The 18,655-nt window shown below is 67.1% G+C and carries 1 protein-coding gene and 1 pseudogene; both read left to right on the forward strand.

The window, feature by feature from the left end; genetic code table 11:
• Positions 1-98: 98 nt before the first annotated feature.
• A pseudogene (locus V1292_RS33790) lies at positions 99-12,284 on the forward strand (amino acid adenylation domain-containing protein); the annotation flags it as partial.
• Between the two features lie 83 nt (positions 12,285-12,367).
• A partial coding sequence (locus V1292_RS33795; RefSeq protein ID WP_334376895.1) for an amino acid adenylation domain-containing protein occupies positions 12,368-18,655 on the forward strand: 6,288 nt, incomplete at its 3' end.

Raw genomic sequence — 18,655 nt, forward strand, 5'->3', positions numbered from 1 at the left:
GCGGCGATTTCCGTTAGGTCCGCTCTGAGCGCGCGCAACCGTAGCCGTTCGAACACCGACCATCGAGCCCAAGGAGCAGATGTCCGATGGATATCCCGATGCACAAGACCCTGCCGACGGCTGCAATCAAAGGTCCCAGGCTCGAACTGCTGCGCCGAAAAATACGAAACTCGGTCGAAGATCTTTTCGATGGAATCCCCAAGGTTTCGCGCGATCACGCGCTGCCGCTTTCATTTGCTCAAGAGCGGCTCTGGTTTCTCGATGGGCTGGGCAGGTTGGGGCCGGCTTATCACATCGGTCTTGCGGTGCGACTGAGAGGGCAGTTGAATATCGCCGCTCTCTCGGCCGCGCTCACGGAAATTGTCCGGCGTCACGAAGCCGTTCGCACACGTTTCACGATGCGCGACGGAATCGGGTCTCAACTACTCGATCCGCCATGGGAGATCGAGCTCGGGACCGAGAGAGTCACGCTCGACGATGCGAGGTTGCGCACGCGAGCTCTCATGGAGCACCCCTTCGATCTGGCCAATGATCGAATGTTCCGCTGCTCGCTGCTTGCGCTCGGCGATCAGGATCACGTCCTTGCCCTGGCGATGCATCACATCGTTTCGGACGGCTGGTCAATGGGCGTGTTGTTCCGCGAACTCGCCGCGCTCTACGGCGCATTTTCCGCCGGCCGTCCGTCGCCTCTTCCGGAGCTACCGATCCAGTATGCGGATTATGCGGCATGGCACCGCGGATGGGTGTCGGAGCGCGTGCTGCGGCCACAACTGGCCTACTGGCGTGAGCGGCTTGCCGACGCGCCTGCGGGGCTGGACATGCCGACTGACCGATCGCGTCCGGCCGCGCAAAGCTTTCGCGGCGCGACGCACAAGTTTGTTTTGGAGCGCGACCTGACCGCCGCGGTCGCGGCGCTGGCGCGCCAGGAAGGCGTGACGCTGTTCATGGTCTTGTTGGCCGGCTTCAAGGCGCTGCTGGCGCGGTGGAGCGGTCAACACGATATCGTCGTCGGAACGCCGATTGCCGGACGTGTTCGCGCCGAAACCGAGCACCTCATCGGGTTCTTCGTCAACATGCTGGCGATGCGCACCGATCTGGCTGGTGATCCATCGTTCCGGGCGTTGGTACAGAGCGTCAAGCAAGCGGCGCTCGGTGCCTATGCAAATCAGGATCTGCCGTTTGAAAAAGTGGTCGATGCGCTGCATCCGATCCGCGATCTCGGCCGGCAGCCGATCTTCCAGACGGTGTTCGCGCTGCAGGACGTTTCGCTCGAGCAGGTGAACCTTCCCGGCCAAACCGTCGAACAATTCGATGACGAGGCAAACTCGGCGCGATTCGATCTCGAGCTCTCGATGACGGAAGTCGGCGGACGGTTGGCCGGCTCGCTCGTCTATGCGACGGACCTGTTTGACGCCTGCACCATCGAACGGCTGGCGAGCCATTTCGTGCGGCTGCTCAAGGGAGCGCTGGCGGATCCGCAGTTGCGCCTCTCGCAACTGCCGCTCATGTCGAACGGCGAGCGCGCCCAGGTGCTGGTCGAATGGAACGCCACGACGGAAGAACCGCCAACGTATCGCGGCCTGCATCAATTGTTCGCCGCGCAGGCGGCGCGCACGCCGGATGCGCCGGCACTGATCTATCAAGACAAGTCATTGAGCTACGCCGCACTCGACCGTCGTGCCAACCAATTGGCGCATCATCTGCGCACGCTGGGGGTCGGTCCCGACGTGGTCGTCGGTATCTGCGTCGAGCGTTCGTTCGACATGGTGATCGGGACGCTCGCCATTCTCAAGGCGGGCGGCGCCTATCTGCCCCTCGATCCCAGTTATCCGGCGGACCGGCTGAGCTACATGATTGCCGATTCGCGCTCGACCGTGGTGCTGACACACTCAGCATTGGCCGATCAGATTCCGATGAACGATGCGGCCGTGGTCCGCCTCGATGCGGCCTGGCCACAGATCACGCAGCTTCCGATCGACGCGCCGGCGAGTGCCGTCGATCCTGCCAATCTTGCTTATGTGATCTACACCTCCGGCTCCACGGGACGGCCCAAGGGAGTCATGACCTCTCACCGCGGGGCGGCAAATCTGGCGGAGGCCCAGGTTAAGCCCTTAGGCATCGCGCCCGGAAGCCGCGTCCTGCAGTTCGCCTCGTTCAGCTTCGATGCAGCGGTCTGGGAGCTATTGATGAGCTGGCGCAGCGGCGCCGCGCTGGTGATCGCGGACCGTCACGATCTGCTGCCGGGCGAACCGTTGCGCGAGCTATTGCAGCGGCAGGCGATCGGCACCGTTCTGCTGCCGCCCTCAGCCCTGGGCCCGCTGGCGGCCGCGTCGCTGCCTCATCTCAAGACGCTGATCGTCGGCGGCGAGGCCTGTACCGGCGAAGTCGTTGCGCCCTGGCTCGGCGAGCGCATCGTGCTCAACGCCTACGGTCCGACCGAGGCAAGCGTCTGCACCACCGTGTTCCGCTGCATGCCGGATGGCCGGACACCGGCGATCGGACGTCCTTTGGCCAACACGCGGGCCTACGTGCTCGACAAGGATCTAGAGCCGGTCCCGATCGGCGCCCCGGGGGAGCTTTATATCGGCGGCGCCGGATTGGCACGCGGCTACCTGTTCCGACCTGGGCTAACGGCGGAGCGGTTCGTACCAAACCCGTTCGCGTCGGGTGAGCGGCTCTACCAAACCGGCGATCTCGTCCGCTGGCGCACGAACGGAGAGCTGGAATTTCTCGGCCGCCTCGATCATCAAGTGAAGATTCGCGGCTTCCGCATCGAGCTCGGCGAAATCGAGGCCGCGCTGCTCTCGGAGCCGTGCATCGTACAGGCGACGGTGCTGGCCCGAGAGGACACGCCCGGCAGCAGACGGCTCGTGGCCTATGTCGTACCTGACCTCGCGCGCCTCAAAGCCGACCGACGGCAGGAGGACGCGCCGACGAGGGACGATAGCGTCGCGCAGTGGCAAACCTTGTTTGAGGAAACCTATGGCGCCACAAGTGCCGGGCAAGCGCCGAGCTTCGTGGGCTGGAACAGCAGCTACACCGGCGATCCGATTCCGGAATCGGATATGCAGGAGTGGCTGTCCAGCACCGTGGAGCGGATTGCTGGTTTGGCGCCAGAGCGTGTTCTGGAAATCGGCTGCGGCGTCGGTCTCCTGCTGCAACATTTAGCCCCGATCAGCCGCGCGTACCGCGGAACCGATATTTCCTCCGCCGCGATCCGCGGATTGCGCGAATGGGCCAAAGGGCGCGCGCACCTCGCCCATGTCGAGCTCGCCGAGCGCGAGGCGACGGCGCTGTCCGACATCGAGCCGGAATCCGTCGATACCGTCATCCTGAACTCGGTGGCGCAGTATTTTCCCGACATCGACTATCTGCGCGAGGTGCTCGCGGGCGCCGTATCCCTGGTCAGTGACGGCGGCCGGCTATTTGTCGGTGACCTCCGCCATTTCGGTCTGTTGCAGACGTTTCACGCCTCCGTTCAGATCGCGCGGGCAAACCCGGGATCGCGCGCCGGCGAGCTCAAGGCCCGCGTCGCCAGCGCGGTGAAGCGGGAAACCGAGCTTGCCGTCGATCCCGGGTTGTTCCTGGCTCTAAAGGATCATCTCCCCGGGATCTCGGCGGTGGAGATTCTGCTCAAGCGTGGACAGGCGGACAACGAACTGACCCGGTATCGCTACGATGCGGTACTGCACATAGGGGGCAACGAGCCGCCGGCGCCAGCCCAGACCGTCGATTGGGCGAGCAGTTCGCTCGCGGAAGTAGCCGCAAGTCTCGACAAGCACCGGCCGGCCAGCATGGCAGTGCTGCGCGTGCCGAACCGCAGGTTGGCGCAGGATCTTGCAGACACGCAATGGCTCGAAACGTGCGAGCCCGGCACCACGGTGTCAGAGCTGCTAAGCGCTTCCCGCGACCGCGCGCTGGCCGCCGAGGATCCGGAAACCTTCTGGGCGCTGGGAGAACGGCTCGGGTATGACGTGCGGGTGAGCTGGACATCGGCCGCGCCGGACGGTTGCTTTGACGTGGTGTTCATCGACCGCAGCCGGGTCGACGGCCCTGTGCGATTACCCACTCCGCGTCTACCGCGGCGCCAGCCGTTGACCGCCTATGCCAATGATCCGGGGGCGGCGACGCTGACGCACCAGCTTGGACAACGCCTTCGCAACTCGCTGCAACTCCGCCTGCCGGACCACATGGTGCCATCCGCCATCGTGGCGCTCGACGCCCTGCCGCTGACTCCGGCCGGCAAGGTCGATCGCCGCGCACTGCCGGCCCCGGAGGGACGCCCCGAGGTCGGCAAGTTCGTAGCCCCTCGCACCTCCAGCGAACAAGCCCTGGCAGCTATCTGGTGCGATATCCTGAAGCTCGATCACGTCGGGGTCGAGGACAACTTCTTCGAACTCGGCGGCGACTCGATCCAGTCGATTCAGGTCGTGGCCCGTGCCAACCGGGCCGGCCTCAAGCTGACCTCGCGACAAATTTTCGAACATCAGACCATCGCGGCGCTGGCGGCGATAGGCCTCGCGACCGCGGTCCCACCTGACGAACGTTCCGACGGTACGATCCCGTTGTCGGACTCGCTCGGCGGCACTTCTCACGCGGATCTCGATCGCATGCTCAGCGCGGTTGGCGGCGCACCCCTCGTTGAGGACTTCTATCCGCTGTCGCCGACCCAGCAGGGCATGCTGTTCCACAGCATCTACGAACCGCAATCGATGGCCTATGTCACCACGCTCGGCTGCCGGCTGGTCGGAGAACTCGACATCGAGACATTCCGTATTGCCTGGGAGAGGCTGGTTGCTCATCACGCCGTGCTGCGCACCGCTTTCGTCGGACAGGATCTCGAGGTCCCGCTCCAGGTTGTGATGCGTCAGGCAACACTGCCTTTCCGGTACGACGACTGGCGTGACGCGCCGGCCAGCGAGCAGGACGCCCGGCTGGTGGCGTTGCAACACACCGAGTGCGAACGCGGCTTCGATTTCGCCCAGCCGCCATTGATGCGGCTGTCCATCGTGCGGCTGGCAGAGCAGGACTATCGCCTGGTCTGGAGCTGTCATCACATTCTGTTCGATGGCTGGTCGATACCGCTTCTGTTGAACGAGGTGTTCGCCATCTACGGCGCCCTGTGCCGACGCGAGGCGCCGCCGCTGCAGGCCGCGCCGCCGTATCGCAACTTCATCGATTGGCTGCAGCGGCAGGACAAGGGCGCCGCCGAGGCTTACTGGCGTCGACGCCTTGCTGGCTTCGAGGCGCCGACCGCGTTCGGGCTCGGTCACCCGTCCGGCGTGGCCACCGGCCGCGACCGATATGCCGAGCATGATGAAGAGCTGCCGCTCGGCATGGAAGCTTTGGAGAGTTTCGCCCGCCGGCATCGGCTGACCATCAACACCCTGGTGCAAGGCGCCTGGGCGCTGCTGCTGTCCCGCTATGGCGACAGCGCCGACGTAGTGTTCGGCGTCACCGTCTCGGGCCGCCCGGCGGAGCTGCCCGAGGTCGAGCGCACCGTCGGGCTGTTCATCAACACGCTGCCGCTGCGCCTTGCCGTACCCCCCAGACAAAAGATCCTGGACTGGCTGCGCGAGGTCCAGGCGCGGCAGAGCGAACTGACGGACTATCAGTACAGCGCGCTGGCCGATGTGCAGCGCGCCAGCGAGGTGCCGGCGGGCACGCCGTTGTTCGACAGCATCGTGGTATTTGAAAATTATCCGGCCGAGCTGTCCGCACAGGTACCAGGCCATGCGATCCGCCTCGACATGATCCGTGCGGTCAACCGGATCAACTACCCCCTCGCATTGCAGGTGGCGACCGGGCGATCGCTGTCGCTGAAGCTCATGTACGACGCCAACCGCTTCGAGAGCGATGCGATCGTGCGTCTGGCTGGACATCTGCGGATCTTGCTGGAGGGGATCGTCGCCGCCCCGGAGCGGCCGTTGTCGGCGTTGGCGCTGTTGAGCGAGGCCGAGCATCGTCAGCTCGTCGTTGGCTTCAACGACACCGCGGCGGAGTATCCGCGCGGCCTGCTGCATGAGCTGTTTGCCGCGCAGGCGGCGCGCACGCCAGATGTGGTGGCGCTGAGCCTGGACGAAGCGACGCTGAGCTACGGCGACCTCGAGCGCCGCGCCAACCAGCTCGCCCATCATCTGCGCGAGCTCGGGGTCGGCCCCGACGTCGTGGTCGGGCTGGGCGCCGAGCGCTCGTTCGAGATGGTGATCGGCCTGCTCGGCATCCTCAAGGCCGGCGGCGCCTATTTACCGCTCGACCCGGACTACCCGGCCGAGCGGGTCGCCTTCATGCTCGCCGATGCAAAGGTGCCAGTGCTGCTCACGCAGGCGGCCGTGGCCGATCGGCTGCCGGCCAGCGATGCGACATTGCTCCGGCTCGACGCTGATTGGCCGCGGATCGCTCGCTATCCCACAACCGCCCCACCAAATGCCGCCACGCCCGACAACCTCGCCTATGTGATCTACACCTCGGGCTCGACCGGACGGCCCAAGGGGGTGATGAACGCCCATCGCGGCATCCGCAACCGCATCCAATGGATGCAGCACGCCTATCGGCTGACCGCGGCCGACCGCGTCCTGCAAAAAACCCCGTTCGGCTTTGACGTCTCAGTCTGGGAGTTCTTCTGGCCGCTGACCTTGGGCGCACGCCTGGTGATCGCCCGGCCCGGCGGGCATCAGGATCCCCGCTATCTGGCTGAGCTGATCGAACGCACCGGGGTCACCATCCTGCACTTCGTGCCCTCGATGCTGCAGGCGTTTTTGGAGGCTGCGGATCTCAAGCGCTGCGGCAGCCTGCGCGACACCCTGTGCAGCGGCGAGGCGCTGCCGGCAGAAACCCAAAACCGCTTCCTCGGCGCGCTGCCCGGCCGGCTGCACAATCTCTATGGGCCGACCGAGGCCGCGGTCGACGTCAGCGCCTGGCAATGCCACCTCGAGCCGGCCGCCACCCAGGTGCCGATCGGCGCGCCGATCAGCAACATCCAGCTTTATGTGCTCGACCATCGCCTCGCGCCGGTGCCGGTCGGGGTCGCCGGCGAGCTCCATATCGGCGGCATCGGCGTGGCGCGCGGCTATCTCGGCCGGCCCGGCCTGACCGCGGAACGCTTCGTGCCAAGTCCGTTCGCCGCGGGCGCGCGGCTCTACCGCACCGGCGATCTGGCGCGCTGGCGCGCCGACGGACAGCTCGACTATCTCGGCCGCATCGACCATCAGGTCAAGATCCGCGGCTTCCGCATCGAGCTCGGCGAGATCGAGGCGGCGCTGCGCGCGCACGCCGGCGTCGAGCAGGCCGTGGTGGTGGCGCACGAAGATGCGGCCGGCAAGCGGCTGGTCACCTATGTGGTGGCGACGGCCGATGGAATGCCCAACGCCGGCGAACTGCAGCATCATCTCAAACGATCGCTGCCCGATTACATGGTGCCGGCCGCCTTTGTGATGCTGGATCAACTGCCGCTGACGCCCAACGGCAAGCTCGACCGCAAGGCGCTGCCGGCGCCGGACTGGCAGGGCAGTAGCGACGCCGTCGCCCCGCGCAACCCGACCGAAGCGGCGCTGGCCGCGATCTGGCGCGACGTGCTCAAGCTCGACCGCGTCGGCGTCAACGACAACTTCTTCGCGCTGGGCGGCGATTCGATCCAGTCGATCCAGTTGGTGGCGCGGGCCAACCGGGTCGGACTGAGCCTGTCGGCCCGCCAGGTGTTCGAGCAGCAAACCATCGCGGGTCTGGCGGCGGTGGCGGGCCGCGCGACGGCGGTTTGCGCCGAACAAGGGCTGGTGCAGGGCGAGGTGCCGCTGACCCCGATCCAGCGCTGGCTGTTCGAGCAGGAGCTTTTGGCGCCGCATCACTTCAACCAGGCGGTGCTGCTGGAATGCGATGCGAGGCTGACGCCGGCAGCGCTCGGCGACGCGCTGCGTCACCTGGTGCGGCATCACGATGCGCTGCGGCTGCGCTTTTACCGCAGCGAGGATGGCTGGCATCAGGCCCATGCCGAGGATGCCGAGCCGGCGTTCGAGCAGATCGATTTGTCCGCGCTCGACGCCGCCGCCCAATCCGCCGCCCTGGCCCGGCATGCCGATCGCCTGCAGGCCAGCCTCGAGCTCGCCACCGGCCCGCTGGTTTGCGCCGCCTGGTTCGATCTCGGGGCGCAGGGCCGCCGGCTGTTGCTGATCCTGCATCATCTGGTGGTCGACGGGGTGTCGTGGCGCATCCTGCTCGACGACCTCGATGCCGTCCTGGCGGCGCTGCAGCGGGATGAACCGGTGCAGCTTGCGGCCAAGACCACCTCGTTCAAGCGGTGGGCCGAACAGCTCACCGCCTATGCCGGATCGGCGGCCGCGCAACGCGAGCTGGCGTACTGGCAACAGGTGCCCTGGTCGGACGCCGAACGCCTGCCGGTGGACCATCCCGGCGGCATCAACACCGCCGGCGCGGTGCGCATGGTGAGCATGTCGCTCAGCGAAGCCGACACCCGCGCGCTGCTGCAGGAGGTGCCGAACGTCTACCATACCCAGATCAACGACGCGCTGTTGACCGCGCTGGCCGAGGCGGTGGCGGCCTGGAGCGGGCGGCGCCGCCTGCTGGTCGCGCTCGAAGGCCATGGCCGCGAGGCCCTGTTCGCCGCGGCCGACGTCTCGCGCACCGTGGGCTGGTTCACCAGCCTGTTCCCGGTGCGGCTGGATCTCGGCGGTGCGAGCGATCCCGGGGCGGCGTTGAAGGCGGTCAAGGAGCAGTTGCGCGCCGTGCCCAACCGCGGCATCGGCTACGGCATCCTGCGCTATCTCGGCGGCGCCGCGGCGGTGGAGGCGCTGCCGGTGCCGGAGCCGGAGATCAGCTTCAACTATCTCGGTCAACTCGACGAGGGTGGCGGCGCGCGGCCGTTCCGCTTCGCCGAGCAGAACACCGGCGCGCTTACGCACCCCGGCAACGCGCGCCGGCATCTGATCGACGTCTCCGCCCATGTCCGCGACGGCCGGCTGCAGCTGCAGTGGTTTTACAACGCAGGCCGGCATGCGCCCGAGACGATGACGGCGCTGGCCGAGCGCTATGTCGCGGCGCTGCGCGACCTGATCGCGCATTGCAAGACCAGTGAAGGCGGCTTCACGCGATCGGACTTCCCGCTCGCCGCCACCCGCCAAATCGAGCTCGACCGCCTGATCGCGATGCTCGGCGGTCCCCGGCAGATCGAGGACATCTATCCGCTGTCGGCGACCCAGCAGGGACTGTTGTTCCACAGTCTCTACGCGCCGGATTCCACCGTCTACGTGATCTCGCTCGGCTGCCGGCTGGTCGGGGCGCTCGATGTCGATGCGTTCGAACAGGCCTGGCAGCGCATGGTCGCGCGCCACGCGGTGCTGCGCACCGCCTTTGTCGGCCAGGAGCTGGAGCAGCCGCTGCAGGTGGTGCTGCGCCATGCCGTGCTGCCGTTCGAGCGCCACGACTGGCGCACCCTGGACGCCGCCGAACAGGCGACGCGGCTTTTGGCCCTGCAGCAGGCCGAGCGCGCCCGCGGCTTCGACTTCACGCGCCCGCCGCTGCTGCGGCTGCATCTGGTGCGCACCGCCGCGGCCGAGTACCGGCTGATCTGGAACAGCCATCATATCGTGTTCGACGGCTGGTCGATGCCGATCCTGTTCAACGAGGTGTTTGCCGCCTACGGCGCGCTGTGCCGGCGCGAGACGCCGCAGCTAAAGCCGCCGCGCCCGTTCCGCGACTACATCGGCTGGCTGCAGCGCCAGGACCAGGGCGCCGCCGAGGCTTACTGGCGCCGACGCCTGGCTGGCTTTGCGACCCCGACCGCCCTCGGGCTCGGCCGGCCCGCCGCGCCGACCGATCCGGTGGATCACTATGCCGAGCATGAGGGGACGTTCCCGGTCGCGTTGGCCGAGATCGAAGGGTTTGCGCGCCGGCATCGGCTGACCCTCAACACCCTGGTGCAGGGCGCCTGGGCGCTATTGCTGTCCCGCTATGGCGACAGCACCGAGGTGGTGTTCGGCGTCACCGTCTCGGGCCGCCCGGCGGAGCTGCCCGAAGTCGAGCGCACCGTCGGGCTGTTCATCAACACGCTGCCGCTGCGCCTTGCCGTACCCCCCAGACAAAAGATCCTGGACTGGCTGCGCGAGGTCCAGGCGCGGCAGAGCGAACTGACCGACTATCAGTACAGCGCGCTGGCCGATGTGCAGCGCGCCAGCGAGGTGCCGGCGGGCACGCCGTTGTTCGACAGCATCGTGGCGTTCGAGAACTATCCGGCGGAGATGTCCGCGCTCGGCGAACTGACGCGGACGGTCCGGATCACCGATGTCCGCCCGACCGAGCGGACCAACTATCCGCTGACGCTGCAGGTCACGGTCGGGCCGACGCTGTCGTTCCGGCTGATCTCTGATGCCCACAGGTTCGAGGCGGTGGCGGTCGAACGGCTGCTCGGCCACTTCACCCACCTGTTCCGGCAGATGATCGCCGACCCGGAGCGGCCGCTGTCGGCGCTGGCGCTGTTGAGCGAGGCCGAGCATCGGCAGCTCGTCGCGGGCTTCAACGACACCGCGGCGGAGTATCCGCGCGGCCTGCTGCATGAGCTGTTTGCCGCACAGGCGGCGCGCACGCCAGATGCGGTGGCGCTGAGCCTGGACGAAGCGACGCTGAGCTACGGCGACCTCGAGCGCCGCGCCAACCAGCTCGCCCATCATCTGCGCGAGCTCGGGGTCGGCCCCGACGTCGTGGTCGGGCTGTGCGCCGAGCGCTCGTTCGAGATGGTGATCGGCCTCCTCGGTATCCTCAAGGCCGGCGGCGCCTATTTACCGCTCGACCCGGACTACCCCGCCGACCGCCTCGCCTTCATGCTGGCCGACGCCAAGGTGCCGGTGCTGCTCACGCAGGCGGCCGTGGCCGATCGGCTGCCGGCAAGCGAAGCGACAGTGGTGCGGCTCGACGCCGATTGGCCGCTCATCGCCCGGTGCCCCGAAACGCCGCCGGCGACCGACGCCGGCGCAAACAACCTCGCCTATGTGATCTACACCTCGGGCTCGACCGGGCGTCCCAAGGGGACGCTCATCACCCATGATTGCGTCACCCGGCTGTTCGCCGCCACCGACGCCTGGTTTGACTTCGGCCCGCACGATGTCTGGACGCTGTTCCACTCGCTGGCGTTCGACTTCTCGGTCTGGGAGCTTTGGGGCGCGCTGCTCAACGGCGGCAGGCTGGTGGTGGTGCCGTACTGGGTCAGCCGGTCTCCAGACCTGTTCCACGAGCTGGTGGCGCGCGAAGGCGTGACCGTCCTGAACCAGACGCCCTCGGCCTTCGCCGGGTTGATCCAAGCCGATTCCATCATGCCGCGCGCGCTGTCGCTGCGGCTGGTCATCTTCGGCGGCGAGGCGTTGAATTTTGCCGGGCTCAAGCCGTGGTTCGAACGCCACGGCGATGCGCGCCCGCAGCTCATCAACATGTACGGCATCACCGAGACCACCGTCCATGTGACCTGGCGGCCGGTGCGGCGGAGCGACGTCGACGCCGCGGCGAGCGCCATCGGCCGCCCGATCCCCGATCTGCAGGCCTATGTGCTCGATCGCCACGGCGATCCGGTCCCGCTCGGGGTCGCCGGCGAGCTTTACGTCGGCGGCGCTGGCCTCGCGCGCGGCTATCTGAACCGTCCGGGGTTGACCAGCGAACGCTTCGTGCCGAGCCCGTTCGTCGCCGGTGAACGGCTCTACCGCACCGGCGATCTGGCACGCTGGCGCGCCGAAGGACGGCTCGACTACCTCGGCCGCATCGATCACCAGGTCAAGCTCCGCGGCTTCCGCATCGAACTCGGCGAGATCGAAGCGGCGCTGCTCAACCACGACGCGGTCGAGCGGGCCGCCGTTGTTGTCAACGAAGACACCGACCGCCGGCTGATCGCCTATGTGGTGGGGCGCGGCGACGCGCGGCCTGACGCCGCCGGCCTGCGCCATCATCTCCAACAGGCCCTGCCGGACTACATGGTGCCGGCCGGCTTCGTGATGCTCGATCAGTTGCCGCTCACCGCCAACGGCAAGCTCGACCGCAAGGCCTTGCCGGCGCCGGACTGGCAGGGATCCGGCGAGACCATCGCCCCGCGCAACCCGACCGAAGCGGCGCTCGCCGCGATCTGGCGCGACGTGCTCAAGCTCGACCGCGTCGGTGTCAACGACAACTTCTTCGCGCTCGGCGGCGATTCGCTATCAGCGACGCGCGCGATCGCCCGTGTGCAACAGGAATTGCAGGTCGACGTGCCGCTCAAGGCGATGTTCGAAGCCACGACTCTCGGCGAACTCTCCGACCGGATCGGGCTTCTCGGCTGGGTCAACGCGGCGCCGCTCGCAGCGGAAGCCGAAGCGAGCCTCGAGGAAGGAATCATTTGATGATTGAAGACCTGCTTTCCCCGTTGCGCCGTGAGGGCGTCCATATCTGGTCCGAGAATGGCCGGGTGCGCTACCGCGCGCCCAAGGGCGTGATGACGCCGGAGCGGATCGCGGCGATCCGCTCGCACCAGCACGAAATCACCGCGTTTCTCGAGGAGGCTCAGTCACAGGCAACCGAGCTTCCGCCGGTAACGCCCGCTGCCGCTACCGGCGCGCCACCCTTGTCATTTGCGCAGGAACGGCTGTGGTTTCTCGAGCAGCTCGGCCTCGCCGAGTCGTCCTACAACATCGCCGCCACGATCCGCCTGCAGGGTATGCTCGACGTGAATGCGCTCGAGCTTGCGTTCACCGAAGTGATCTGCCGGCACCAGTGCCTGCGTACACGGTTCGAAACGGAGGATGGTCGCGGTCTGCAGGTCATCGATCCGCCGCAGCCATATCGGCTTGCACGGCTGGATCTTTCGGATCTTTCGCAAGACGAGCAAGATGCGGCGGCGAGCCGCGCCAGCCGGGACCATGCGGCACAGCGCTTCGATCTCAGCGCCGCGGCCCCGTTTCGAAGCTGTCTCATACGGCTCGCGCCCGAGCACCACCTGCTGCTGCTCGCAATGCACCATATTATCTCGGATGCCTGGTCGTCCGAGGTTCTGATCCGTGAGATCGGTGCGCTCTATGGCGCCTTTCGCGCGGGGCGTCCGTCTCCGCTCGAGCCGCTGCCGGTTCAGTACGCCGACTATGCGCTATGGCAACGGCAGCCGCTCTATGGCGCCGTGCTCGAGCGGCAGCTCGCATATTGGACACAGCGCCTGTCGACCGCGCCACCCAACCTCGAACTGCCGACCGATCGGCCGCGACGGGCGTTGCCGAGCTTCGCCGGCGCAACCCATTGGTTCTCGATTTCCGAAGGCGTCGCCTCGGCGCTTCGAGCACTGGGACAGCGGGAAAACGCGACCTTGTTCATGGTGCTGCTGTCGGCATTTCAGCTATTGCTGTCACGCTACTGCGGCCAGACCGACATCGCGATCGGCTCCCCGGTTGCCGGCCGGCGGCGGCACGAATTGCAAAACCTGATCGGGCTGTTCGCGAACATCCTGGTGCTGCGCGCCGACTGTTCCGGAAACCAGAGCTTCCGAGACCTGCTGAGGCAAGTGAGGACGACGGCGCTCGACGCCTATGCGCACCAGGATCTGCCGTTCGAGAAACTCGTCGAAGCGCTGCAGCCGGACCGCGATGTCGCACGCCACCCGCTGGTCCAGGTGATGTTCGCATTGCAACCGGCGCCGTTCGAGGCACTGGCACTGCCCGGCTTGAAACTCACGCCGATGGCCGCGGAGAATGCGCAGACCAAATTCGATCTGACGCTGCACGTCTACGACACGAAATCGAGTCTTGATGTATCGATCGAATATGCGGCGGAGCTGTTCGACCACAGCACGATTGAGCGGCTGGCGGGCCATTTCCGCCAATTGCTGGATGACATTCTGGCAGATCCTGATTGTCGCCTATCGGCGATCACGCTGCTGAGCGCGGCGGAACGCCGGCAGCAGATCTCGGATTGGAACGACACCACCAGGCCCTATCCACGGCAGCGCTGCCTGCATGAGATGTTCGCCGAACAGGCCGCGCGAACGCCGGCGGCGGCCGCGGTGGACGATGGCACGCGCATCATCAGCTATCGCGCGCTCGATGACTGGGCCGATGGCATCGCCGCCGGCCTGCGCGCACTCGGCATCCGTCCCGGTGCGGCGGTCGGCCTGTCGGGGGAACGCTCCGCCGATCTGATCGCCGGCATGCTCGGCATCCTCAAGGCCGGCGGATGCTATGTCCCGCTCGACCCCGGCTACCCGGCCGAGCGCCTGGCCTTCATGGTCAAGGACGCCGGGCTGAGTGCCGTGGTCGTTGCCCCCGGCGGGGTTGCACCGGCCGGATTGCCGTCGCTGCGCAGCGATGGCGGGCACGCCGCCGATGGTTGCCCGCCTGCGGCATCGGGCGGCGAGGCCGTGGCCTACATCATGTACACCTCCGGCTCGACCGGCGTGCCCAAGGGCATTGCGGTGCCACACCGGGCGGTCGCCCGCCTGGTGCTGGGCACCGACTATATCAGCCTGGCGCCGGGCGATCGGCTCGCCCACCTCGCCAGCCCGTCATTCGATGCGGCGACGTTCGAACTATGGGGCGCACTGCTCAACGGCGGCACCGTCGTGATCATCGATCGCGACACCGCGCTGTCGTCGGCGGCGTTCGCCGCCAATTTACGCGCGCGGCACGTCAGCAGCCTGTTCGTGACCACCGCGCTGTTCAATCGCCTGGTCCAGGATGTTCCAGATATCTTTGCTTCGGTGCGGGACGTTCTGTTCGGCGGCGAGGCGGCCGACCCGCAGGCGGTGCGTGCCGTGCTTGGCAACGGCGCGCCGCAACGGTTGCTGCATGTGTACGGACCGACCGAAGCCACCACCTTCAGCACCTGGCTGGAGACCCGGGCCGTCGCAGCGGACGCCCGAACCGTCCCGATCGGTGGCCCGATCGCCAACAGCACTTGCTATGTCCTCGATGCTGCCCTGCAGCCGGTGCCGATCGGCGTGGCGGGCGAGCTTTATCTCGGCGGCGACGGTTTGGCCCATGGCTATTGGAGACGCCCGGCGCTCACCGCGGAGCGATTCATCCCCGATCCGTTCGGCCCACCGGGCCGCCGCCTCTATGGCACCGGCGACCTGGTGCGGCGTCTCGGCGACGGCAGCATCACGTATCTGACCCGCCGCGACGGCCAGGTGAAAATCCGCGGCTTCCGCATCGAGCTCGGCGAGATCGAGGCGGCGCTGCGCGCGCATGCCAGCGTCGAGCAGGCCGTGGTGGTGGCGCGCGAAGATACCGGCGACCGCCGGCTGGTCGCCTATGTGGTGGCGACGGCCGGTGGGATGCCCAACGCCACCGAACTGCAGCACCATCTCAAACGATCGCTGCCCGACTACATGGTGCCGGCCGCCTTTGTGATGCTGGATCAACTGCCGCTGACGCCCAACGGCAAGCTCGACCGCGGCGCCTTGCCGGCGCCACAGGCTGTCGATTCGACGGATGCCCATGCGGCGCCAGGGAATGCAGTGCAAGAGATGCTGTCCGCGATCTGGTGCGACGTGCTCGGGGTGGAGCGGCCCGGCATCGACGACAATTTCTTCACATCCGGCGGACATTCGCTGATCGCGGCGCGGCTGATGGCCCGGCTGGGCGACATGTTCAAGATCGAACTGCCGTTGCGTGCTCTGTTCCAGGCCCCCACGATCCGGACGCTGGCGGCCAGGGTCGAAGAAGCTCAGCGTCAGCGAAACGACCTCGTTCTTCCTCCGCTCGTCGGGCGGCCACACCCGCTGTCGCTGCCCTTGTCGTATGCGCAGGAGCCTTTGTGGTTTCTTGATCAGATTGGGCTCGTGGGCGCGGCCTACAACATGGCAGGCACGCTGCGGCTCGAAGGCTCGCTCGACGTGGCTGCCCTCGAGCGTAGCTTTGTCGAGATCGTGCATCGCCATGAGAACCTTCGCACCCGGTTCGAGCTTGTCGACGGGCACGGTGTCCAGGTGATCGAAGCGTCGGCAGACTTCGGCCTCGAACTGGTCGACCTCTCAGTGCTTGAGGACGAGGAACGGCAGATCGAGGCGCGGCGCCTGGCCAGTGAACATGCCGAGCGGCCATTCAACCTGCGGACCGGCCCCCTGCTCCGGGCAATGCTGGTGCGGTTGAGTGGCAGCGAACATCTGCTGCTGATCAACATGCATCACATCACTTCGGACGGCTGGTCACTGCGAGTTCTACTTCGGGAGCTCGGACTGCTTTATGCGGCGCACCTGGAGGGCCGCCCGTCACCGTTGCCGGATTTGTCCGTTCAGTATGCTGACTACACGCTGTGGCAACGCGCCTGGCTCGATGGGGACGTGCTGGCGCGACACATCGCCTATTGGCGCCATCAGCTTGCCGGCGCGGCCACGACACTCGACCTGCCGACGGACCGGCCGCGGCCGCCGCTGCAGTCCTTTGCCGGCGCGAGCGCGCGGTTTTTCGTATCAAGCGCCCTCAGTTCGCGCCTGATCGCCCTGAGCCGCAGCGAAGGCGCAACCCTATATATGTTGTTTCTTGCGGCCTTCTCGCTGCTGCTCTCCCGCCATAGCGGCCAGGATGACATCCTCATCGGTTCTCCGGTCGCGGGCCGATCTCGACCGGAGCTCGAAGACCTGACCGGAATGTTCGTCAACATGCTGGTCATCCGCAGTGATCTCGCTGGCGATCCCACCTTCCGAGAATTGCTTGACCGGGTGAAGGAAACCGCGCTCGACGCCTATGCGCACCAGGATCTGCCGTTCGAGAAGCTCGTCGACGCACTGCAGCCGGAACGCGACCTTTCGCGCCAGCCGCTGTTCCAGGCCAGTCTGTCATTCGAAAACATTCCGTTCGAGGCCCTGGCGCTACCCGGCATCACCGCCAGCCGCATCGAAACCAGCGCCGAGCATGTAACGACCAAGTTCGACCTGACGCTGTTTGCGCATGAGACACCAGCCGGCATCGAAGGCTGCGTTGAATATGCGACGGACCTGTTCGACCGCGGCACGATCGATCGCCTCATAAGTCACCTCATACGGCTTCTCGACCAGGTTGTGAGCGACCCCGATTGTCGCCTGTCGAAGCTCACGCTGCTCAGCGCGGCGGAGCGCCGGCAGCAGATCTCGGATTGGAACGACACCACCAGGCCCTATCCACGGCAGCGCGGCCTGCATGAGATGTTCGCCGAACAGGCCGCGCGAATGCCGGCGGCGGCCGCGGTGGACGATGGCACGCGCGTCATCAGCTATCGCGCGCTCGATGGGTGGGCCGATGGCATCGCCGCCGGCCTGCGCGCACTCGGCATCCGTCCCGGTGCGGCGGTCGGCCTGTCGGGGGAACGCTCCGCCGATCTGATCGCCGGCATGCTCGGCATCCTCAAGGCCGGCGGATGCTATGTCCCGCTCGACCCCGGCTACCCGGCCGAGCGCCTGGCCTTCATGGTCAAGGACGCCGGGCTGAGTGCCGTGGTCGTTGCCCCCGGCGGGGTTGCACCGGCCGGATTGCCGTCGCTGCGCAGCGACGCCGTGCACGCCGCCGATGGTTGCCCGCCTGCGGCATCGGGCGGCGAGGCCGTGGCCTACATCATGTACACCTCCGGCTCGACCGGCGTGCCCAAGGGCATTGCGGTGCCACACCGGGCGGTCGCCCGCCTGGTGCTGGGCACCGACTACATCAGCCTGGCGCCGGGCGACCGGCTCGCCCACCTCGCCAGCCCGTCATTCGATGCGGCGACGTTCGAATTATGGGGCGCACTGCTCAACGGCGGCACCGTCGTGATCATCGATCGCGACACCGCGCTGTCGTCGGCGGCGTTCGCTGCCAATTTACGCGCGCGGCACGTCAGCAGCCTGTTCGTGACCACCGCGCTGTTCAATCGCCTGGTCCAGGATGTTCCAGATATCTTTGCTTCGGTGCGGGACGTTCTGTTCGGCGGCGAGGCGGCCGACCCGCAGGCGGTGCGTGCCGTGCTTGGCAACGGCGCGCCGCAACGGTTGCTGCATGTGTACGGACCGACCGAAGCCACCACCTTCAGCACCTGGCTGGAGACCCGGGCCGTCGCAGCCGACGCCCGAACCGTCCCGATCGGTGGTCCGATCGCCAACAGCACTTGCTATGTCCTCGATGCTGCCCTGCAGCCGGTGCCGATCGGCGTGGCGGGCGAGCTTTATCTCGGCGGCGACGGTTTGGCCCATGGCTATTGGAGACGCCCGGCGCTCACCGCGGAGCGATTCATCCCCGATCCGTTCGGCCCACCGGGCCGCCGCCTCTATGGCACCGGCGACCTGGTGCGGCGTCTCGGCGACGGCAGCATCACGTATCTGACCCGCCGCGACGGCCAGGTGAAAATCCGCGGCTTCCGCATCGAGCTCGGCGAGATCGAGGCGGCGCTGCGCGTGCACGCCGGCGTCGAGCAGGCCGTGGTGGTGGCGCACGAAGATGCGGCCGGCAAGCGGCTGGTCGCCTATGTGGTGGCGACGGCCAATGGAATGCCCAACGCCGCCGAACTGCAGCATCATCTCAAACGATCGCTGCCCGACTACATGGTGCCGGCCGGCTTTGTGATGCTGGAGCAGTTGCCGCTGACGCCCAACGGCAAGCTCGACCGCAGGGCGCTGCCGGCGCCGGACTGGCAGGGCGCCGGCGAGACCGTCGCTCCGCGCACGCCCACCGAAGCGGCGCTCGCCGCGATCTGGCGCGAG

The organism is Bradyrhizobium sp. AZCC 1719 (assembly GCF_036924525.1).
Taxonomy (GTDB): Bacteria; Pseudomonadota; Alphaproteobacteria; order Rhizobiales; family Xanthobacteraceae; genus Bradyrhizobium.